The following is a 19982-nucleotide window of genomic DNA, read 5'->3' on the forward strand; positions in this document are numbered from 1 at the left end:
GGCGGGAGCCGTTGCCGCTCTGGATGCGGAGCTGGGGCACGTTCTCCAGCCACTCCTTCGCGACCTCGGGATGGATCCCGAGCGAGGCGACCAGTTCGAGCGCGCGGGCGATCGTGGGCGGACGCTCGGCGCCCAGGATGAGGGCGCGCGTCCTCTCGTGCAGATCGTTCAGGTCACCGGCCACCACCCAGTCTCCGGAGACCCGGTGGTCCGGCAGAGTGGCCAGCACGAACTGCCAGGCGGGCACGTCGAGGGAGGGCAGATCGTGCCCGTGCCACGCCGCGGCCTCGATGAGGCGGGACTTCGGCGCCGCGACGCCCAGCGTCTCCGCGACCCGCCGAACGTGCTCGCCGTACGGCACGGCGTCCGGCCCGGCCAGCCACGCGGCGAGCTGCTCGCGCAGCGACGCCTCCACGGCGCCGATGGCCTCGACGGGGACGGCCAGCAGCTTCGCCAGCTCCTCGACGGGGGAGGGTGTCTCGCAGAAGACCCGGTTCTGGGCGACCATCCAGGTCCTGTCGTCGAGACCGGCGAACGCCGCGTCGATCAGGGCGGGGTAGTCAGGTTCCTCGGCGGGCGGGCTTGCGGGGGAGGCCTCCGCGACGGCGGGGCTTTCCGGGAGGGCCGGGCTTTCCAAGAGGACGGGCTTCTCCGGCACGGCAAGGTTTTCCGGCAGGGCCGGGCTTTCCGGGAGGGCGGGTGCGACAGAGCCTCCGGAACGGACGTCCTCCGGCTCCGGCAGAGCGTGTGAGCTCTCGGGCAGATCGCCCGGCCCGTCAACCGGGGAGAGCGGGCCCTCGGCCGGAGGAAGCTCGACCGGAGGAAGCTCGCCCGGAGGGGCCGTGATCTCGGCCGGAGGCGTCTCAACGAGAGGAGTCTCGCCCGGAGGGGCATGGTTCTCGGCCGGAGCGGCGTCGACGGCAGGGGTCTCGACCGGGGAGGCCGTGTTCTCCGCCGGAGCGGCCAGAGGCGGCTCGCCCGGGGGGACCGTGTTCTCGCCCGGAGGGGCCGGGCTCTCGGGCAGGGCCCGCGCCACAGGACTTTCCGGGACGGCCACCGACGGGGCGGGGACCTCGGGCACGGCACGCGCGGCGGCGGCGACCGCCCGGCCCGGTGGCGCGAGCCGTACGAACACGGCCGTGAACAGCGCGGTCAGGACCGGGCGGGCCCTGATGAACGCCTGGTCGGACAGCTGGCGGGCGGACAGCGAGAGCAGGCCCGGCCAGGATCCGGCACGATCCAGGGCGATAGCGACCTGGGGGTCGTCCGCCTCGTCCGGGTCGAGCACGTGGAGTGCGGGGAGCACGTCACCGACGGCCGCGGCCGGCCACTGCTCCAGGGCCAGCTCCGTGACCAGCTCGCCGAGCGCCTCGGGACCGAGGACGGCGAGTACGCGGGAGACGGGCAGGCTACGCCACCACGCCTCCGGCAGCGCGCCCGCAGAGGCGTCCTGCGCGGCGTCCGGAGGGACGTCCGGCGAACGGGGCGGCGCGGTCAGCGTTCCGATGCGGGCAGCGTCACTCCAGCGCAGCGGTGGCACAAGGTCACTCAGGCAGAAGTTCATCGCTTTCCCATCAGTCTGTACAGCCAGACCATAGTCTGACAAATCCCCTGCCACGGCGGGAGTTTCGTCAGCGACGAACAGCGGCGAAACGGAGACGTACGTAGTCGGCCACCCATCCGGACTCCCGCCTGAGCGCGGGGGCGGCGAGCTCGTTCACCCTGCGCAGAAGCGGTTCCACGAGTGCGGGTGGCACCCCGTCGAGCAGCGATCCGGCGAACATCCGCACCCAGTCGGCCGCGCCGCCCGGACACTCGTCCAACGGGGTGGGGCGGTCGACGTACTCCAGGATGCGCACCGTGAAACCGCCCTTCTCCAGCCGGAGGGCGTACTCGGCGGGGGTGGGGAAGTACCACGGGAGTTCCGGCTCGCGCAGCCCGTGCTCCCGCCAGGCGGTGCGCATCGCGGACGTCAGCGTGGCGCAGTTGCCCGCGCCGCCCAGCTCGGCGACGAACCTGCCACCCGGGCGCAGAGCCATCCGCACACACGAGATCACGGCGTCGGGGTCGCGGCTCATCCAGTGCAGCGCCGCGTTCGAGAACACCGCGTCGTACGGCTGGGCCACCGTGAAGTCGTCGCCGTATCCGATGGTGAAGTCCAGGCCGGGATATTGCGCGATGGCCGTCTCGATCATGGCGGTGGAGCCGTCGATGCCCAGGACGCTCGCGCCCCGCTTGGCGATCTCGGCGGTGAGCACGCCGGTGCCGCAGCCGAGGTCGAGGACACGCTCACCCGGCTGCGGGTCGAGCAGTTCTACCAGCGGCACTCCCTGGGCCGACACATAGCCGAAGGAGCTGTCGTAGGCGCGAGCGTTCCACCGCGTGAGACTGGGGGTTTCGTATCGCAAGATCGGCTCGCATTCTCGTGTGTGACACACTTTACGGCGTCGCCGAACTCGCGACCGCTATGAGCCGATTTGCCGGGCCCAATGCTTCTGCAGGTAGGTCTTCGCGGCGTCCTGCTCGGGAATCGTGAGGATCACCGGTGTCCCGACCGCCTTGGGCAGCTTGCCGGCGGCGTCGCGGTCGAGCGTCTTGCGCATCTCCATGGCCTCCATCCGTACCGGGCGGGCGTACCCCCGGAGATAGAGGTTCTGGCCGTCGTCGGACAGCAGGAACTCCTGCCAGAGGCGGGCGGCGGCCGGATGTGGCGCCTTCTTGTTGATCGCCTGGACGTAGTAGGAGGCGAGGACCGCGTCGTGCGGGATCGTCACCAACCAGGTCGGCTTGCCGTTCTGCGTCGTGGCCGCGGAACGCGCCAGGTTGAGGTAGTCCCAGTCGACCACCGCCGTGGCCTGGTCGGGGGCGGCGAGCGCGCCCGACTTCTTGATCCCGGCGAAGAAGTCGACTCCGCGGGCGGGGTTCGTCTTGCCCTTCCTGAGCGAGGTCGCCATGACCCCGCTGAAGGCGGACGCGGTGCGCAACGGGTCACCGGGGAGGGCCACCGTGACGCCCCGCTTGTTCAGCGCCGCGTAGGACGCGGGCGCGGCCATCTTGCGCGGGTCGTAACCGATGGACATGTAGCCGCCGTACGCGGCGTACCAGAGCCCCCCGCCCTCCTTGAGGTCGTCGGGGATGTCCTGCCAGCCCGCCACCTTGTACGGCGCGAACTTCTCGGCGTTGGCCACCGCCACGTCCAGGTTCAGGTCGAACACGTCAGGAGGCGTCTTCGTGGCCGCCGCGGCGACCTGCTGCTGGCTGTTGGCGTCGGGCCGCAGCTCCGTCACCTTGATGCCGTACTCCTCGGAGAACCGCTCGATGATGTGGCCGTAGTTGACCCAGGTGTGCGGCAGCCCGATGACGGTGAGCGCGCCCTCCTTGCGTGCGGCGGCGACCAGCCCCTCCATGCCGCCGAAGCCGTTCAGGCCGGTGGCGTGCACGTTCGCGGGCGGCAGTTGCTTGGGCTCCTGCGCCGAAGTCGAGCAGGCGGCGGCGACGGCCGAGACGAGGAGGATCGCGGCAACGCTGGCACGTTTGGTCACCCGCCGAATACTGTACGTGGTGCTCCCGGTGGTCGAGGAGGCACGCGCGGGATTTACCGAGCACGCGCGGGATTTACCTGGGCGGTACCACTTTGGCCGCGACCAGGCTCTCCTCCGCGATCTCCACGAGCGTCCCGTCCCGCTTGCGCACGGCCAGCACGCCGCCGCTCCACGCTTCCAACACGCCGACGGCATCGCCGAAACCACCGGGCACCACGCGCCGCGTGGTCACCCTTTTCCCCACGTCAGCCGGGGTTATCGCGACGACGAACCGGGCTCCGAACCGAGGGGTCACGCCGATTGTCCCCCTCCCGTTTCAGCCAGTGGGTGGGCAACGCAATACTAGGTCTGAACAACCCGCGGTCGAATCGTGCCAACCAGAAGGAGCCCGAAGGTGACGTACGTCATCGCGCAGCCTTGCGTGGACGTCCTGGACAAGGCGTGCATCGAGGAGTGCCCCGTCGATTGCATCTACGAGGGCAACCGGATGCTCTACATCCACCCCGACGAGTGCGTGGACTGCGGAGCCTGTGAGCCGGTCTGCCCCGTCGAGGCGATCTTCTACGAGGACGACCTTCCCGAGCAGTGGAAGGACTTCTACAAGGCCAACGTGGAGTTCTTCGAGGAGCTCGGCTCCCCGGGCGGAGCCTCCAAGGTCGGCAAGATCGAGAAGGACCACCCCGTCGTCGCCGCGCTTCCGCCGCAGGGCGAGGACCACTGACCAGGGGAGACTCCGCCCATTGAGCGTCCAGGCTCGATGGGCGGATTCGTGATGACTAGGGGGCACCTTTGATCTCGTTGCCGGACTTCCCCTGGGATCGGCTCACGCCGTACAAGGAGAGGGCGCTGGCGCACCCGGATGGGATCGTCGACCTCTCGGTCGGCACTCCGGTCGACCCGGTGCCCCTCGTGGCGCAGAAGGCTCTCACCGAGGCGGCCGACAGTCCCGGCTACCCGCTGACGTACGGCACGCCGCGGCTGCGCGAGGCGGCCGCGGGCTGGTTGGCGCGCAGGCACGGCGTCCGGGTCGACGCGGCGGACATCCTGCCCACCATCGGTTCCAAGGAGCTGGTGGCCTGGCTGCCCACCCTCCTCGGCGTACGGCCCGGCGAGCACGTGCTGTTCCCCGAGCTGGCCTATCCGACCTACGACGTGGGCGCCCGGCTGGCCGGGGCCACGCCGTACGCCACGGACGGCCTGCTGGCGCTCGGCCCCGAGCGGGTCCCGCTGGTCTGGGTGAACTCCCCGTCGAACCCGACCGGCCGGGTGCTCCCGGCGGAACACCTCCGCAAGGTCGTCGACTGGGCGCGCGAGCGCGGCGCCGTGGTCGCGTCCGACGAGTGCTACCTGGAGCTCGGCTGGGAGGAGAACCCGGTCTCGATCCTCCACCCCGACGTCTGCGGCGGCTCGCACGAGGGCCTGCTCGCGGTGCACTCGCTGTCGAAGCGATCCAACCTGGCCGGTTACCGCGCGGGCTTCGCCGCGGGGGACCCGGCGCTGATCAAGCGGCTGCTGGAGATGCGCAAGCACGCCGGGATGATGATGGCCGCTCCCGTCCAGGCCGCCATGGCCGCGGTGCTGGACGACGACGCGCACGCCGACGAGCAGCGGGAGCGGTACGCCCGCCGCCGCGCCGTGCTGCGCCCCGCGCTCGAAGGCGCGGGCTGGCGGGTCGAGCACTCCACGGCCGGGCTCTACCTGTGGGCGACGGACGGCAGGGGCTGCTGGGACCAGGTGGAGGCCCTGGCCGGGCTCGGCATCCTGGCCGCGCCTGGCGACTTCTACGGCGTGGCCGGTGCGAAGCATGTCCGGATCGCGGTGACCGCCACAGATGAGCGGATAAATGCGGCTGTGCTCCGCCTCCAGTAGGATCGCCCGGCATGACGGCGACGGCAGTGGTGGTGCTCACCTTGAGCGTCGTGACACTCGTCGTCGTGCTGGGCGCGTTCCTCACCACGACGCGGTCCGGGCGGACGCGGACGTCGCCGGCCAGAGCGGTCCAGGGCCCCGGCCCCGCGTACTTCGATCCCCGCACCATCAAGGTGACCGACACCGTGCACTGCGCGGGTGTCCGCTTCCGCGCCATCGGCGCGCTCCATCTGTCCCGGCAGGGCGAGCAGCGGACCGAATACCTCCTCGACGAGGGCAACCGCCGCTACCAGTGGTTGTCCGTGGAGGAGCGCAGAGAGCCGGGCGCCGACGGAGCCGGACATCTGGAGGTCCTGCTTTGGACCACGGTCCCCACCGAGGGCATGGTGCCCGCCAAGAGCACGCTGATGATGGAGGGTGCGGAGTTCTCGCCCGTACAACGCGGCACGGTCGCGTTCCGCGCCGAGGGGACCACCGGCCTGCCCGACCGCGGCCTGCTGGACTTCGCCCACTACCGCGCGAACGACGGACGGCTGCTGGCCTTCCGGCGGGTCCAGGGCGGCACGTGGGCCGCCTCGTACGCGCATCCGCTGCCGCCGGGGTCGATCACGGTGGAGCGGCCTTCGTGAGGTCTGTCGAGTGAGGGGACATGTCTCGCGTACGGCGCTGGCCATCGTGGCCATCGTCGTCGTCCTCGGGGGAGGCATCTTCTTCGGCGCCTACTACCTGCTTGGGCGCGCCAAGCCGTTCGCACTCGGGGAACACTGCAAGATCACCACATCGGACGGCACGCTCGACCTGGACATCGATCAGTCGGAGATCGCCGCCACCATCGCCGCCGTCGCGGCGCGGCGCGGACTGCCCGAGCGGGCCCTGCAGATCGCGTACGTGACGGCCATCCAGGAGTCCAAGCTCGCGAACCTGCCCTACGGCGACCGCGACTCGGTGGGCGTCTTCCAGCAACGGCCCTCTCAGGGATGGGGCACCCCCGCGCAGCTCCAGGACCCCGTCTACGCGACCAGGAAGTTCTTCGTCGCCCTGGAGAAGGTCAAGAACTACCGCAGGATGTCGCTGCACGAGGCGGCGCAGGCCGTCCAGCGTTCCGCGGACGGCTCGGCGTACGCCCAGCACGAGATGCAGGCCAGGATCCTGGCCGGCGCGTTCTCCGGGCGTGTCCCGAAGGCGGTGCGCTGCTGGTACCCGCCGCCGGAGAAGCCGGTCGACTTCCGTCCGGAGGAGGCGCGCAAGCAGTTGCGCCGCGAGTTGGGCGACGACACGGCGGCCGAGCGGGCCTGGCTGGTCGCCGGCTGGTACGTCACCCACGCCCAGCGGTACGGTCTGCGCGAGATCCGGTACGACGGACTGTCGTGGACGGCCGCCGACGGTCACGACGGCTGGCTGGCGTCGGAGAAGGCGTCCGGGGCCAGCAAGGTCCGGGTCCTCTGAGGGATAGGCTCGGTGACCATGCGGCTGGACATGGATGTGGACCTGAACGACGACGTGACCGCGCTGACGGCGCGTCTGGTGGACATCGAGTCGGTCAGCGGAGACGAGAAGGCGATCGTCGACGCGATCGAGGAGGCGCTGCGTCCCCTGGGGCACCTGTCCGTCGACAGGGACGGTGACGCCCTCGTCGCGCGTACAGCCCTCGGCCGCGCGGAGCGGGTCGTGATCGCCGGGCACGTGGACACCGTGCCCGTGGCGGGCAACCTGCCCTCGCGGGTGGAGGGCGACCTCATCTACGGATGCGGCACCTCCGACATGAAGTGCGCCGTCGCCGTCATGCTCAAGCTGTGTCTGCTGGAGACGCCGAACCGCGACCTCACCTTCGTGTTCTACGACTGCGAGGAGATCGAGGCCGAGCGCAGCGGGCTGCTCAGGCTCACCCGCAACCATCCCGAATGGCTGACCGGCGACTTCGCGGTGCTGATGGAGCCGACGCACGGCCTGATCGAGGGCGGTTGCCAGGGCACGCTGCGGGCCGAGATCTCCACGCACGGGGTGCGCGCCCACAGCGCCAGGTCGTGGCAGGGCGCCAACGCCATCCACGCCGCCGCGCCGGTCCTCGACCTGCTCAACGCGTACGAACCGAGGCGTCCGGTCGTCGAGGGCCTGGAGTACCACGAGGGCCTCAACGCGGTCGCGATCCGCGGCGGGGTGGCGGGCAACGTGATCCCCGACGAGTGCGTGGTGACGGTCAACTACCGGTTCGCCCCCGACCTGTCGGTTGAGCAGGCGCAGGACCACGTCCGCGAGGTCTTCGCCGGGTTCGAGGTGCGGTTCACCGACGCCGCCCCGGCCGCCCGGCCGGGGCTGACCCATCCGGTGGCGGCCCGCTTCGCCGAGGCCGTCGGCGGCGTCCCCAGGGCCAAGTACGGCTGGACCGACGTCGCCCGTTTCTCGGCGCTCGGCATCCCCGCCGTCAACTACGGTCCCGGCGATCCGAACCTGGCGCACCGGCGCGACGAGCACGCCGAACTTTCCAAGATCATCGAATGTGAGGCGCGGATGACCGCCTGGCTGTCCTGATCCGCCCGCGCAGATCTGTTCGCGCGGATCTGTTCGGCCGGATCGGCGCCGAAATGAAGAAAGTGGCTTTCCTCGCCGGCCATTTGGCGGGGAAAGCCACTTTCATCCCGAGCAGCACCCTCGCCTGTTAGACGTGACCTGGTTGAATCCCGGTTCCGCGATTTTTCAAGATTATTTTGACTGCTGGGCTAGCGTGATCGACATGACTACGATCCGCCGGGAACGCCGCCAGGGCCCCTCCGTCCTCCGCGGCAGCATGGTTACCGATTCCACCTATGACCAGCGGCTTCTCGACCGCAGAGGGCCCACGGACTGGCTCCACATGGACCCGTGGCGGGTGCTGCGCATCCAGTCGGAGTTCGTCGAGGGTTTCGGCGCGCTCGCCGAACTCCCGCCCGCGGTCACCGTCTTCGGCTCCGCCCGCACCGGCCGTGATTCAAAGGAATACGAGATGGGCGTGCGGCTCGGCCGGGCGCTCGCCGAAGCCGGTTTCGCCGTGATCACCGGAGGCGGCCCCGGCGTGATGGAGGCGGCCAACAAGGGCGCCCTGGAGAGTGGCGGGGTTTCGGTCGGGCTCGGCATCGAGCTGCCGCACGAGCAGCACATGAACGAGTACGTCGATCTCGGCGTCGAGTTCCGCTACTTCTTTGTGCGTAAGACGATGTTCGTCAAGTACTCCTCCGGATTCGTGACCCTTCCCGGCGGGTTCGGGACGCTCGACGAGCTCTTCGAAGCGCTCACCCTGGTCCAGACGCGCAAGGTCACCTCGTTCCCCGTGGTCCTGATGGGCACCGAGTTCTGGGCGCCGCTGATCGACTGGATCCGCACCACGCTCGTCACGGCCGGCAAGGTCTCCCCGCACGACGTCGATCTGATCCAGATCACCGACGACCCGGACGCGGCGGTGGACATCATCTTGGCGGCCGACCGGCAGCAGCAGGCCGGTACGGCGCGGCGCGAGGAGGTCGCCGCCCGCCACACGGTCGGCGACGCCCAGTAGCCGGGTCCAGTAGCCGGGCACAGCACCCCAAGCCCAAAAGCCACGCCCGTGCCCGGCCCGGTGAGTCCGGTTCAGTGAGTCCGGCCCGGTGAGTCCGGCCCGGCCACGGGTTCGTCCCGAACTCGGTCCGGCCCCTGGCTCTAAGGTGGAGTGATGTTCATCTGCGTGTTCTGTTCCTCCAGTCAGAAGATCGACCCCAAATACGTGGATCTCGCGACGGAGGTGGGAGAGGAGATCGCCAGGCGCGGTCACGGGCTGGTCAGCGGGGGAGCGATCGTCTCCTGCATGGGAGCCGTCGCGCGGGCGACCCGGCGGGGCGGCGGCCGCACCGTCGGCGTGATCCCCAGGGTGCTGGTGGACATCGAGATCGCCGACACCGACTCGGACGAGCTGATCGTCACTGACGACATGCGGCAGCGCAAAGGCCTCATGGACGCCAGGTCCGACGCCTTCCTGGTCCTCCCCGGAGGCATCGGCACGTTGGAGGAGCTCTTCGAGATCTGGACCTCCCGCGTGCTCGGCATGCACGAGAAGCCGCTGGTCCTGCTCGACCCGTGGGGGCTCTACACGCCGCTGCGCGACCTGGTGGACGGTATGTACGACCAGGGCTTCACCCGGCCGGGCGTCTTCGACGCCATCTCCTGGACGGCGGACGTCCAGGAGGCGTTCGACCTCCTGGAGAAGCCGGGCCTGGAGCTCCGCCCCACTCCGGAGGAGCTAGGCGAGGCCACGCCGAGTTAGGGCCGGAGGCCGCCGTCCGGCCAGAGAGTCGGTCATCTCGACCGCGAGCCGTACGTCCCGGGCCGTCTCCGGGGTCGTGCGGAACACCCGCGCCCCTGCCCAGGCGAAGACGGCGGCCGTCGCGATCGCCTCGGTCGCGTCCTCGGGCAGGGTCACGGCGACCGTACGGCCGGCCCGGACGAGGCCCGACACCTCGGCCACGGAGCCGGCCCACGCCCATCTCGGGTCAATCGCGTCATCGGGGCCGAGTACCACCGTCATGCTTTGATGCTCCCACGGATGGGACTTGTGGCACGATTCGTATGTGCTGGTCGTTCTCGTCCTCGCGGCGCTCGCCGTCGTAGGCTGCGCGGTAAAGGTTTCGCAGGGCCATGGCGGCGCGCTGGCCGAGTTCACGCCAGACACGCCACCGCTCGTCCTCCCCGCAGGGCGGATGGACGCCGCGGACCTGGCCGGGCTGCAACTGCCGATCGGTCTCGTCGGCTACCAGACGGACGCCGTCGACGCGACGCTCCAGCGGGCCGCGATCTCGCTCAGCGAGCGGGACGCCCACATCGCCGCCCTGGAGCAGCGCCTCGCTCAGGTGCTCGCGGAGCGGCTGTACGGCCGCCCTGAGGACTCCTCCGAGCCCGCCCGGCCCACTGATCACGCGGAGCCCGCGGACCCCGCCCACGACGCCCACGAGCCCGATCACGCGGAGCCCGCGGAGCCCGCGGAGCCCGCGGAGCCCGCCCACGACGCCCACGACGCCCACGAGCCCGATCACGCGGAGCCCGCGGAGCCCGCCCACGACGCCCACGACGCCCACGACGCCGATCACGCGGACCCCGGCGAAGCCGCCGCTGCCGAAGCCGCCGGGAAAACCGAGAAGATCGAGAAGATCGGGAAGGCCGGCACGACGGAAAGCGCTGGAGAAACCGACAGTACGAAGACATCCGACAGCGCCCACAACGCCGAAAGCGTCGAGCCCCGCCCCCAGGTCGCGACGGCGGCCGCCAACGGGGCCTGGGAGGACGCATGATGATGAGATGCGCGTGGGCCACCTCGGCGCCCGACTACATCGCGTACCACGACGACGAGTGGGGCCGACCCGTCCACGGCGACGACGGCGTCTTCGAGCGGGTCACGCTGGAGGCGTTCCAGTCCGGTCTGTCCTGGCTGACCATCCTGCGCAAGCGGGAGAACTTTCGCGCGGCCTTCGCCGGGTTCTCCATCGAGAAGGTCGCCGCGTTCGACGAGTCGGACGCGGAGCGGCTGATGGGCGACGCGGGCATCGTCCGTAACCGCGCCAAGATCGAGGCGGCCCTCGCCAACGCGAGGGCCGCGCTGGACCTGCCCGGCGGGCTGTCCGACCTGGTGTGGAAGTACGCCGATCCGGCCGCGCCGGTGCCCCGCACCGGCGCCGAACTCCCGGCCCGTACGCCGGGATCCACGGCGCTGGCCAAGGAGCTCAAGAAGAACGGCTTCCGCTTCGTCGGGCCGACCACGGCCTACGCGCTCATGCAGGCCATCGGGCTGGTCAACGATCATCTGGCCGACTGCTGGGTGCGGGACGCCGTCAGCGCCCCTCGAAGCGGGGCCGCTCCTTGTTGAGGAACGCCTTGGTCGCCGCGGCGTGGTCCGCCGTGGCCGCGCACTCCTCCTGAAGGTCCGCCTCCAGATCCAGCGCCTCCGACAACGAGTGCGAGGCGGCGTAGTCCAGCGCCTTCCTGGTCGCCGAGTACGCCCGGGTGGGCCCCTGCGCCAGTCGTACGGCCAGCTCGCGGGCCACGGTCATCACCTCGTCGGCGGGGACGACCCGGGAGACCAGGCCCAGCTCCAGCGCGCGGCCGGCGTCCACGACGTCGCCGAGCAGGAGCAACTCGCGGGCCCGGGCCGGCCCGATCAGGCGCTGCAGCGTCCAGGACGCGCCCGAGTCCGGAGCGAGGCCGATCCCGGTGAACGCCATGGCGAACTTCGCCTTGTCCGAGGCCACCCGGAAGTCGCACGCGAACGCCAGCGCGGCGCCCGCGCCGGCCGCCACCCCGTTGACCGCCGCGACGACCGGCTTCTCCATCGAGGTGAGCGCCCGCACGATCGGGTTGTAGTGCCGCCGCACCGTGTCGGCGAGTCCGAGGCCGCGCTCCAGCAGGTCCGCGTGCTCACGCAGGTCCTGCCCGGCGCAGAAGCCGCGGCCCCGGCCGGTCAGCAGCACCGCGCGTACGGACGCGTCGTCCCTGGCCCGTTCCACGGCGGCGAGCAACGCGGACTTCATCGAGGTGGTCAGCGAGTTCATGGCGTCCGGACGGTTCAGCGTGATCGTGGCGACTCCGTCGCCGAACTCGTAGGAAACCTCGTCGGCGACGTCATCGGTGGCGGTCATCGCATCTCCTTCGGTGTGGAGTCCCCGGCCTTCGGCCCTGAGGAGGAAACGCGGCACGGTGCCGCGGGTTGTCGGCTGTCGTGGCGGCTGTCCGGCGGCGAGAACCCGGCCGCGGGACCTACCGCCGGGCTGGCGGAAAGCGAAGCCTGTGAGGGCTGAGCGGGACCGTCGGGCGGTTCCCCGTCCCTCGCCTTGACCGCGACGGCGACCGCCGGTGAAGCGGGAAACCCGACCCGTGAGGGTCGGAATGCTCCGGCTTCAGCCGTGGGGAAAGGCGTCAAGTGCTCCATCCATGTTCTGGTCGATGAACGCGGTGGCGGCCGGCAGCAGCCGAGCGGCCTCCCGCTCAAAGTAGAGGCGGGCCTTCTCTCCCGGCCACGCGGGGGGCAGGAGTTCGGCGGGCAGCCCGGGATCGCGGAACAGGAAGTTCCGCCAGCCGTGCAGAAGCCTGCTCCGGACCGCGAAGACCTGGTCGTCGGACGCGCCGTCGGGCAGCGAGCCGACGAGGACCTCCGCGTCGGCCAGCCACTCCTCGTACGCCCGGCCGATCGCGTCGAGATCCCAGGCGCGGGCCACCAGTTCGCGCGGATCGCCCGCGAGGGTGGCGTCGAACCTGTCGGCGCTGATCCGCAGCGTGTCCAGTTCGGGGGAGGGGCGGGGGCCGATCCAGGTGGTCTCCGAGAGGGGCGCGTAGCCGAGGAACGCCAGGTCCGCGCGGAGCCGCTCCCGTCGCGGCCGGTCGCGTACCGGTTCGAGAACCAGCAGGTGCCACCGGCCGGACCAGCTCACCGGGCCCACCCGGTAGACGCGCGCCACCGCCTCGTCGAGGCGGTTCACGCCTTTCGGGGTCAGCGCGTACCCGGGGCCGTGGGGCAGCCGCACCGGAGCGAGCCAGCCCTGGCGGACCATCCGCGATATCGCGGTACGCACGGCCGGAGCGGCGATGCCGAGAGGCGCGAGCAGCCGGACGAGGGCGGCCACGGACGCGCGAGCGCCGCGGGTACGGAGATGGTCTCCGTAGAGATCGAAAAGCGCGGCTCGGGCGTTCACCCCACCCAGTGTGCTGTCAGGATCTGCCGTCGACAATGCATATCCGACGTCCTTTGATCGACTGTACGGGGCATGGTCGTTACCTTTTTAAGCTCAGAGGCGGGATAATAGGCCATCACACAAGACGTGAATAAGCCGGCCACCCCCGGGCAGCCGGCGACGTGGGAAGGGATGCACGCATGGCGGCGATGAAGCCGCGGACTGGCGACGGTCCGCTGGAAGTCACCAAGGAAGGCCGGGGCATTGTCATGCGGGTCCCTCTCGAGGGTGGCGGCCGGCTCGTCGTCGAGCTCTCGGCGGATGAGGCCGGCGCCCTTGGAGACGCACTGAAGAAGGTGGTCGGCTGACTCCCAGCCGACCTGTTCGATTTTCGGCCCTGGCGGCGGGGATGTTCCCGGTGCCGGGGCCGCCTTGTTGGAGGTGCCTGTGCCGATAGAGACCACGCCGACCTTCGCCGCCGAGCCCGCCGTCGACGCACAGTTCGTCGCCGTGCCGTTCGGACGCGATCTCGCTCCTCCGGCGGAGCTTCCCCTGCCGGTGGACGCGCTGCTGGCCCATTACGAGGCCAAGGGGGATCCAGGAGAGGTCGTCGAGGTCCCGGTCGCGCTCGGCTCGGGCATCCGCCGCGTCCTCCTGTACGGCATCGGCGGCGGTTCGGCCGCCGACCTGCGCAGAGCCGGCGCATCCGTGGTCAGGAAGATCAAGGGGGGCGCGACCGTCTGGATCCGGGTGCCGGAGGTCGCCGACGCCGCCGCGCTGGCCGAGGGCGCGCTGCTCGCGTCGTACAGGTTCCGGATCGGTGTGAGCCGTACGGCGCCGAAGATCGTCTTTGTCGGAGGGGACGAGGAGGCGCTGCGGCGGGGTGAGACGATCGCCCGCGCGACGTCGCTGGCCCGCGACCTGATCAACACCCCCGCGTCGGTCAAGTCCCCGGCCTGGCTCGCGGAGCAGGCGCGGTCGGTCGCCGCCGATGCCGGGCTGGGGTTCCGCGAGGACACCGAGCTCGTCGACTTCGGCGGCATCCGCGCGGTCGGACGGGGCTCGGCCGGCCCTCCCAGGCTGGTGGAGATCTCGTACGCGCCCGAGGGGGCGACCCGGCACGTCGTCCTCGTCGGCAAGGGCATCACGTTCGACACCGGCGGTCTGTCGCTCAAGCCCGAAGAGGGCATGAAGACGATGAAGACCGACATGGCCGGCGGGGCGACCGTCATCGCCGTCATGGGGGCGCTCGCGACGGCCGGCGTGCCCGTGCGGGTCACCGGTCTCGTGGCGTGCGCGGAGAACGCGTTCTCCGGCTCCGCCCAGCGGCCGGGTGACGTCATCACCCAGTACGGCGGGCGCACCGTCGAGGTGCTGAACACCGACGCGGAGGGCCGGTTGGTCCTGGCGGACGCGCTCGCCTACGCCGACGCCGAACTCGCTCCCGACGCCATGATCGACATCGCCACCCTGACCGGCGCGGCCAAGGTCGCGCTCGGGCTGCGGCTGGGTGCGCTCTACGCGACCGACGAGGCGCTGGCGAGGGCGCTGCTGGCCTCGGGGGAGGCCACCGGCGACCGGCTGTGGCGGATGCCGTTGATCGACGACTACCGCGCCGACCTGGACTCGGACATCGCCGATCTGGCCAACGTCGACAGGCGGATGTCGGGGTCGGCGGGATCGGTCGCCGCCGCCCTCTTCCTCAGGGAGTTCACGGGCGGCCGGCCGTGGGCGCATATGGACGTCGCCGGGCCCGCGCGGTCGAGCGCCGACGACGGCGAGATCACCAAGGGCGGCACCGGGTTCGGCGTACGGCTGCTGCTGCACTATCTGACGTCAGTGAAATAGGTCACTGAAACAGCCCGCTGGACAGTTCACTGGGACAGCTTCACGGCGGCGAGCAGGCCGTCGCCGAGTGGCAGCATCAGCGGGCGGAGCCGGTCGTCGGAGCGGACCAGCTTGCCCAGCTCCCGGACGGCGACGGTGTCCGGGTCGCGCTGGGTGGGGTCGGCCACGCGGTCGTGCCAGAGGGCGTTGTCGAACGCGACGATCCCGCCCGGGCGCAGCAGCCGTACCGACTCGGCCAGGTAGTCGCCGTACTCCTGCTTGGCGGCGTCGCAGAAGACAAGGTCGTATCCCCCGTCGGCGAGGCGGGGGAGCACGTCGAGGGCGCGGCCGCCGATCAGGCGGATCTTGCTGCCGGAGAAACCGGCGTCCGCGAACGTCTTGCGGGCCAGGCGCTGGTGCTCCGGCTCGGAGTCGACGCTGGTCAGCGTGCCGTCCGGACGCATGCCGCGAAGGAGCCACAGTCCCGAGACGCCGCAGCCCGTGCCGACCTCGACCACCGAGCGGGCGTTGATCGCGGTGGCGAGGAAGCAGAGCGCCGCCCCGCCCCCGGGCAGGATCGGGGGCGCTCCCACCTCGATGCCGCGCCGGCGCGCGGATTGCAGGATCTCGTCCTCGGGGACGAACTCCTCCGCGTAGGCCAGGCTGGCCGGGGTCGTCGCCATCGGCCTCTCCTTCCCTCCTGCATTTTGTCGCAGCCTAAGGGAGTCGGGGTCGAACGGGAACTCACGCCACAACGGGGACGTTGCACGCTTTGAACGGTCTTTGTAGAGACCGCTCGATCGCGGTGCGCAGGAAGGGGCGAAACCAGGCACTATGGCTGTAGCGACGATCCTGCAGAGAGGACTCCCGGTGGACGACCACGACCACCAGGCGGACGCCCCCGTGTCCGACTGGACGCCTCCCACCTGGGAGGAGGTCGTCAGAACGCATTCCGCTCGGGTCTACCGGCTCGCGTACCGCCTCACCGGCAACGTGCACGACGCCGAGGACCTGACGCAGGAGGTCTTCGTCCGGGTCTTCCGCTCGCTGTCCAGCTACACGCCGGGCACCTTCGAGGGCTGGTTGCACCGGATCACCACGAACCTCTTCCTCGACATGGCACGGCGCAGGCAGCGCATCAGGTTCGAGGGGTTGGCCGACGACGCCGCGGAGCGGCTGCACGGCCGGGAACCGTCGCCGGCGCAGGCGTACGACGACGCCCACCTGGAGCACGACATCCAGGCGGCGCTCGACGCGCTCGCGCCCGAGTTCCGCGCCGCCGTCGTGCTGTGCGACATCGAGGGACTGTCGTACGAGGAGATCGCGGCGACGCTGGGAGTGAAGCTCGGCACCGTGCGCAGCAGGATCCACCGGGGTCGCGCCCAGTTGCGCGAGGCGCTCGACCACCGCGCCCCGGGAGCGAACAGGAACGGTGACCAATTCCCCCCTTCGTTCAGCAAGGAGGGTGCATGAGTCATCTTGGCGAGCGCGTTTCCGCGCTCATCGACGGCGAACTCGGTCACAGGGAACGGGAGCGGGCGCTGGCCCACTTGACCTTCTGCGCGGACTGCCGTGCCGAGGTCGACGCCATGCGCGCGTTGAAGAGCCGGTTGCGGTCCATCGAGCCGCCGGCCATGCCGGTCGATCTCACCATGTCCCTGCTGCGCATGTCAGAGCCGGGAGGGCCGATCCCGCCGCGCATGCGGCCGTTCCCGGACCACCCGGCCTTCGCCTCCACCAGACTGCCGGCGATGCAGCACGGCATCGCGCCGCTGGACAACCGCCCCCGCCTGGGTGGCGGGCACTCAGGTCCCGGACGGCCGAGCCGTACACGCCGGGCGGGATACGTCGCGGTGGGGGTCGCCTCCGCGGCGGTGGCGCTCGGTACGATGTTCATCGTCGGCGGCACGGGGGCCCAGCAGACCCACAACCCTCCGGTGCAGTTCGTCAACCCGCAGCAGAACATCGCACCGCCTCAGACGAGCCCGACGCCTAGTCCGTCGCCGAGCTTGCGCTCCCACCTCGCTCGATGACATTCGAACGCAGGAGGGACCGCGCGGATGACCGACGACACGAGTGCGTTCGACCCGCCCGAGCGGCCTGACTTCCTTCCCGCGCCCTACCAGGCGACCGGCCTGGGCCCCGGCTGGGGGCCTCCGCCGCCGTATCCGCCCGTTCCGGCGCGTACGGCCGGTGGGCCCCCTGTGCGCCTGTATCTCGCCCTCGCGGTGGTCATCGCGTTGGTGGCCGGGGCGGCGGGCAGCTGCGGCACCTACCTGCTGACCAGGCCGCCGTCCGGCACCGACCCGTCGTACCGGATGAGCGCGGTGCCGACCGGTTCGACCTCGCGGGCGCCCGAGTCCGTCGCCGGGGTCGCGTCCCGGGTGCTGCCGAGCGTGGTCTCGCTGGAGGTGAAGGGCAACCAGGAGGCGGGGACCGGCTCGGGCTTCGTCATCCAGGGCGGCTACATCGTGACGAACAACCACGTGGTCGCGGTCGCCGCCCAGAGCGGGGAGATCCGGATCCGGTTCAACAACCGCAGGTCGTCCAAGGCCCAGATCGTCGGCCGCGACCCGAACTCCGACATCGCCGTGGTGAAGCCGGAGGAGACGTTCGGGGCGCCCGAGATCACCCTGGGGAACTCCGACGGCGTGGTGGTGGGCGATCCCGTCATCGCCGTCGGCTCGCCGCTCGGCCTCACCGGCACCGTCACCACCGGCATCGTCAGCTCGCTCAACCGGCCGGTCGAGGCGGGCGGCGAGACCGGCTCCGACTACGCGCTGATCAACGCGATCCAGACGGACGCCGCGATCAACCCCGGCAACTCCGGCGGCCCGCTCGTCAACGCGTCCGGCCAGGTGATCGGGGTGAACTCGGCCATCGCCACGCTGGGCAGCGGGGCGTTGCTCGGCCAGCCGACCGGCAGCATCGGCCTGGGCTTCGCGATCCCCATCAACCACGTGAGGAGAGTCGCCCAGGAGCTGATCACGACGGGTGCCGCGCGCACCTCCCGGATCGGCATCACCATCGACCAGGAATACCAGGGCCAGGGTGTGCGGATCGCCTCCGGAGCGAACCGCGGCGAGCCCGCCATCACCCCGGGCGGTCCGGCGGACAAGGCGGGCCTGAAGCCCGGCGACGTCATCCTCGAGGTCGACGGGCAGCCTGTGGGCGACAGCCGCGAGCTCATCGTGACGATCCGCAGCAAGGCTCCCGGCGACCGGATCGCGATCAAGTTCCAGCACGACGGCGAGGACAAGACCGCGACCGTCACCGTCGGTGCGGCTCCGGCCGTGACGGCACGGCCGTCGTAATACCACTGCGGTGCTATTAGTCTGAAACCAGCTGTTCCTGGAAAAGGAGATCACCTGTGTTCGGACTGGGCTGGCCAGAGATCCTGGCACTCGTGGTGATCGCGCTGCTCGTGTTCGGCCCGGAGAAGCTGCCGCAGGCGGCCCAGCAGGCCGGGCGTACGCTCCGGCAACTGCGCCAGATGGCCAACAACGCCAAGGCCGATCTCGAGGCCAACCTCGGGCCCGAGTTCAAGAACTTCGACCCCGCGGACCTCAACCCGAAGACGTTCGTGCGCAAGCATCTGCTCGACGACGTCGAGAACGACTGGAACGCGGCGCCGGCGGCGGCAGCCGTCCCCATCGCGGCCGGGGCGGTGTCCCCGGGCGGCGACCTCGGCTTCGGCGAGATCCCGCCGTACGACACCGAGGCGACCTAGGCCGGACGTTCCCCTATCGAACACCGGCGTACGGGCGCGGCGCACAGGCTCCGCGCGGGCAGGAAACGACTCGGGCCCGCTCACAGTCGTGAACGGGCCCGGGGCGGGGTGATGAAATCAGCGACCGGCGGGAGAGATGTCCAGCTTCAGCCCCTTGAGGCTGGTGGACTTCTTGCTCAGCCCGGCTGCGATCCGGCGCAGCTCTGCCGCGGCCGGGGCGTCGGGGTCGGTCAGCACCAGGGGCTTGCCCTCGTCGCCGCCCTCGCGCAGCCGCATGTCGATGGGAACCTGGCCGAGCAGCGGCACCCGTGAGCCCAGGATGCGGGTCAGCCCGTCGGCCACACTCTGACCGCCGCCCTCGCCGAACACCGAGATGCGCTCGTCACAGTGCGGGCAGGGCAGCCACGCCATGTTCTCGATGACGCCGGCGATCTGCTGGTGGGTCTGCGCGGCGATGGAACCGGCCCGCTCGGCCACCTCGGCCGCGGCCTGCTGCGGGGTGGTGACGACCAGGATCTCGGCGGACGGCATCCGCTGGGCCACGGAGATGGCGATGTCACCGGTGCCCGGGGGCAGGTCCATGAGCAGGACGTCGAGGTCGCCCCAGAAGACGTCGGCGAGGAACTGGTGCAGCGCGCGGTCGAGCATGGGGCCGCGCCACACCACGGGAGTGTTGCCGTCGGGCTTGAACATGCCGACCGAGATGACCTTGATGTCATGCGCCACCGGCGGCATGATCATGTCCTCGACCTTGGTGGGTCGCTGGCTCACGCCGAGCATGCGCGGCACGGAGTGGCCGTAGATGTCGGCGTCCACGACGCCGACCTTCAGGCCGGAGTCGGCCATGGCGGCGGCGAGGTTCACGGTGACGGACGACTTGCCGACGCCGCCCTTGCCGCTCGCGACGGCGAACACGCGCGTCAGCGAGCCGGGCTTGGCGAACGGGATCTCCTTCTCGGGAGCCCGGTCGCCGCGCAGCTTGGTCTGCAGGGTCTTGCGCTGCTCGGCGCTCATGACGTCCATGTCCACGTGGACGCGCGTCACACCGTCGATCTTCGAGACGGCGTTGGTGATGTCCCGGGTGATGGTGTCCTTCAGGGGGCAGCCGGCGACGGTGAGGAACACGCCGACGCGCACCACCCCGTCAGGGGAGATATCGATGCTCTTGACCATGTCAAGCTCGGTGATCGGCCGGCGGATCTCCGGGTCGTTGACCGTCGCCAGCGCCGCCGTCACCAATTCTGGGGTCGGTGCCATGGATCCATGCTATGGAGTCGGCCACTGTCCTCCGAACACCGGGAGCGGCACTTCACCGTCGCGTGTGCCGTACCGCGGGGGGTGTGCTGGTGAGGC

22 protein-coding genes and 2 pseudogenes are annotated in these 19982 nt (G+C 70.7%); 15 read left to right on the forward strand and 9 right to left on the reverse strand.

Going from position 1 to position 19982, the window contains the following annotated elements; all coding sequences use genetic code 11:
* The 4 genes and pseudogenes from IMZ11_RS39190 to IMZ11_RS39205 all read right to left on the reverse strand — a co-directional run.
* Positions 1 to 1564, reverse strand: a pseudogene (locus IMZ11_RS39190) (hypothetical protein); the annotation flags it as partial.
* A 67-nt stretch (positions 1565 to 1631) separates the two neighbouring features.
* Positions 1632 to 2408, reverse strand: a complete 777-nt coding sequence (locus IMZ11_RS39195) for a class I SAM-dependent methyltransferase (protein ID WP_061259356.1) — start codon at positions 2406 to 2408, stop codon at positions 1632 to 1634.
* A 57-nt stretch (positions 2409 to 2465) separates the two neighbouring features.
* Positions 2466 to 3542 (reverse strand): ABC transporter substrate-binding protein, encoded by a 1077-nt coding sequence (locus IMZ11_RS39200; RefSeq protein ID WP_228648066.1) that lies wholly within the window; start codon positions 3540 to 3542, stop codon positions 2466 to 2468.
* Positions 3543 to 3615: 73 nt separating this feature from the next.
* The gene (locus IMZ11_RS39205) at positions 3616 to 3774 is read right to left on the reverse strand and encodes a hypothetical protein (protein ID WP_308066902.1); all 159 of its coding nucleotides are present in this window, start codon (positions 3772 to 3774) and stop codon (positions 3616 to 3618) included.
* 162 nt (positions 3775 to 3936) lie between these two features.
* Here IMZ11_RS39205 and fdxA point away from each other — a divergent pair, with 162 nt between their 5' ends.
* The 7 genes from fdxA (at position 3937) to IMZ11_RS39240 (ending at position 9681) form a co-directional block, all read left to right on the forward strand.
* Positions 3937 to 4263, forward strand: a complete 327-nt coding sequence (fdxA, locus tag IMZ11_RS39210) for a ferredoxin (protein WP_061259353.1) — start codon at positions 3937 to 3939, stop codon at positions 4261 to 4263.
* Between the two features lie 68 nt (positions 4264 to 4331).
* Complete coding sequence (dapC, locus tag IMZ11_RS39215; RefSeq protein WP_228648068.1) at positions 4332 to 5411, forward strand: succinyldiaminopimelate transaminase; 1080 nt, start codon at positions 4332 to 4334, stop codon at positions 5409 to 5411.
* A gap of 11 nt (positions 5412 to 5422) precedes the next feature.
* Positions 5423 to 6040: a DUF4178 domain-containing protein gene (locus IMZ11_RS39220; protein ID WP_228648071.1), complete on the forward strand. Its 618-nt coding sequence runs from the start codon at positions 5423 to 5425 to the stop codon at positions 6038 to 6040.
* A 10-nt stretch (positions 6041 to 6050) separates the two neighbouring features.
* On the forward strand, positions 6051 to 6857 hold the full coding sequence (locus IMZ11_RS39225; RefSeq protein ID WP_228648073.1) for a hypothetical protein: 807 nt from the start codon (positions 6051 to 6053) through the stop codon (positions 6855 to 6857).
* Positions 6858 to 6875: 18 nt separating this feature from the next.
* Entirely contained in the window at positions 6876 to 7940 is a 1065-nt protein-coding gene (dapE, locus tag IMZ11_RS39230) for a succinyl-diaminopimelate desuccinylase (protein WP_228648096.1), read from the forward strand.
* 202 nt (positions 7941 to 8142) lie between these two features.
* Entirely contained in the window at positions 8143 to 8940 is a 798-nt protein-coding gene (locus tag IMZ11_RS39235) for a TIGR00730 family Rossman fold protein (protein ID WP_228648075.1), read from the forward strand.
* A 153-nt stretch (positions 8941 to 9093) separates the two neighbouring features.
* Positions 9094 to 9681 (forward strand): TIGR00730 family Rossman fold protein, encoded by a 588-nt coding sequence (locus tag IMZ11_RS39240; RefSeq protein WP_228648077.1) that lies wholly within the window; start codon positions 9094 to 9096, stop codon positions 9679 to 9681.
* Here IMZ11_RS39240 and IMZ11_RS39245 read toward each other — a convergent pair.
* On the reverse strand, positions 9658 to 9942 hold the full coding sequence (locus tag IMZ11_RS39245; RefSeq protein ID WP_228648079.1) for a hypothetical protein: 285 nt from the start codon (positions 9940 to 9942) through the stop codon (positions 9658 to 9660). The genes IMZ11_RS39240 and IMZ11_RS39245 overlap by 24 nt on opposite strands.
* Positions 9943 to 9985: 43 nt before the next feature.
* Between IMZ11_RS39245 and IMZ11_RS39250 the strand changes: the two genes are divergently transcribed.
* Positions 9986 to 10702 carry a hypothetical protein gene (locus IMZ11_RS39250; protein WP_228648081.1) on the forward strand — a complete coding sequence of 239 codons (717 nt, stop codon included), beginning with the start codon at positions 9986 to 9988 and terminating at the stop codon, positions 10700 to 10702.
* Between the two features lie 2 nt (positions 10703 to 10704).
* A pseudogene (locus IMZ11_RS39255) lies at positions 10705 to 11217 on the forward strand (DNA-3-methyladenine glycosylase I); the annotation flags it as partial.
* 22 nt (positions 11218 to 11239) lie between these two features.
* On the opposite strand, the gene IMZ11_RS39260 reads toward IMZ11_RS39255, so the two are convergent.
* Positions 11240 to 12043, reverse strand: a complete 804-nt coding sequence (locus IMZ11_RS39260; RefSeq protein ID WP_228648085.1) for an enoyl-CoA hydratase-related protein — start codon at positions 12041 to 12043, stop codon at positions 11240 to 11242.
* 258 nt (positions 12044 to 12301) lie between these two features.
* The gene (locus tag IMZ11_RS39265) at positions 12302 to 13093 is read right to left on the reverse strand and encodes a PaaX family transcriptional regulator C-terminal domain-containing protein (RefSeq protein ID WP_228648087.1); all 792 of its coding nucleotides are present in this window, start codon (positions 13091 to 13093) and stop codon (positions 12302 to 12304) included.
* A 179-nt stretch (positions 13094 to 13272) separates the two neighbouring features.
* On the opposite strand from IMZ11_RS39265, the gene IMZ11_RS39270 reads away from it, so the two are divergent.
* Together IMZ11_RS39270 and IMZ11_RS39275 are read left to right on the forward strand one after the other, a co-directional pair.
* Positions 13273 to 13440 carry a DUF3117 domain-containing protein gene (locus IMZ11_RS39270; RefSeq protein ID WP_082777371.1) on the forward strand — a complete coding sequence of 56 codons (168 nt, stop codon included), beginning with the start codon at positions 13273 to 13275 and terminating at the stop codon, positions 13438 to 13440.
* A gap of 73 nt (positions 13441 to 13513) precedes the next feature.
* Positions 13514 to 14920 (forward strand): M17 family metallopeptidase, encoded by a 1407-nt coding sequence (locus IMZ11_RS39275; protein ID WP_374463204.1) that lies wholly within the window; start codon positions 13514 to 13516, stop codon positions 14918 to 14920.
* Between the two features lie 26 nt (positions 14921 to 14946).
* On the opposite strand, the gene IMZ11_RS39280 is transcribed toward IMZ11_RS39275, so the two are convergent.
* The gene (locus tag IMZ11_RS39280) at positions 14947 to 15582 is read right to left on the reverse strand and encodes an O-methyltransferase (RefSeq protein ID WP_228648091.1); all 636 of its coding nucleotides are present in this window, start codon (positions 15580 to 15582) and stop codon (positions 14947 to 14949) included.
* Between the two features lie 151 nt (positions 15583 to 15733).
* Between IMZ11_RS39280 and sigE the strand changes: the two genes are divergently transcribed.
* Genes sigE through IMZ11_RS39300 form a run of 4 tightly spaced genes read left to right on the forward strand, consistent with a single transcriptional unit; the run spans position 15734 to position 18629 of the window.
* Positions 15734 to 16372, forward strand: coding sequence for an RNA polymerase sigma factor SigE (gene sigE, locus IMZ11_RS39285; protein ID WP_061259342.1), 639 nt, complete (start codon positions 15734 to 15736; stop codon positions 16370 to 16372).
* Positions 16369 to 16932, forward strand: a complete 564-nt coding sequence (locus IMZ11_RS39290) for an anti-sigma factor (protein ID WP_061259341.1) — start codon at positions 16369 to 16371, stop codon at positions 16930 to 16932. The genes sigE and IMZ11_RS39290 overlap by 4 nt, the downstream gene beginning before the upstream one ends.
* A gap of 27 nt (positions 16933 to 16959) precedes the next feature.
* On the forward strand, positions 16960 to 18213 hold the full coding sequence (locus IMZ11_RS39295) for a S1C family serine protease (RefSeq protein ID WP_228648093.1): 1254 nt from the start codon (positions 16960 to 16962) through the stop codon (positions 18211 to 18213).
* 56 nt (positions 18214 to 18269) lie between these two features.
* Positions 18270 to 18629 (forward strand): sec-independent translocase, encoded by a 360-nt coding sequence (locus IMZ11_RS39300; RefSeq protein ID WP_061259339.1) that lies wholly within the window; start codon positions 18270 to 18272, stop codon positions 18627 to 18629.
* Positions 18630 to 18746: 117 nt separating this feature from the next.
* Here IMZ11_RS39300 and IMZ11_RS39305 read toward each other — a convergent pair whose 3' ends face one another.
* Positions 18747 to 19886, reverse strand: coding sequence for an Mrp/NBP35 family ATP-binding protein (locus tag IMZ11_RS39305; RefSeq protein ID WP_061259338.1), 1140 nt, complete (start codon positions 19884 to 19886; stop codon positions 18747 to 18749).
* Between the last annotated feature and the right edge of the window lie 96 nt (positions 19887 to 19982).

The organism is Microtetraspora sp. AC03309 (genome assembly GCF_020826795.1).
Classification (GTDB): Bacteria; Actinomycetota; Actinomycetes; order Streptosporangiales; family Streptosporangiaceae; genus Microtetraspora; species Microtetraspora glauca.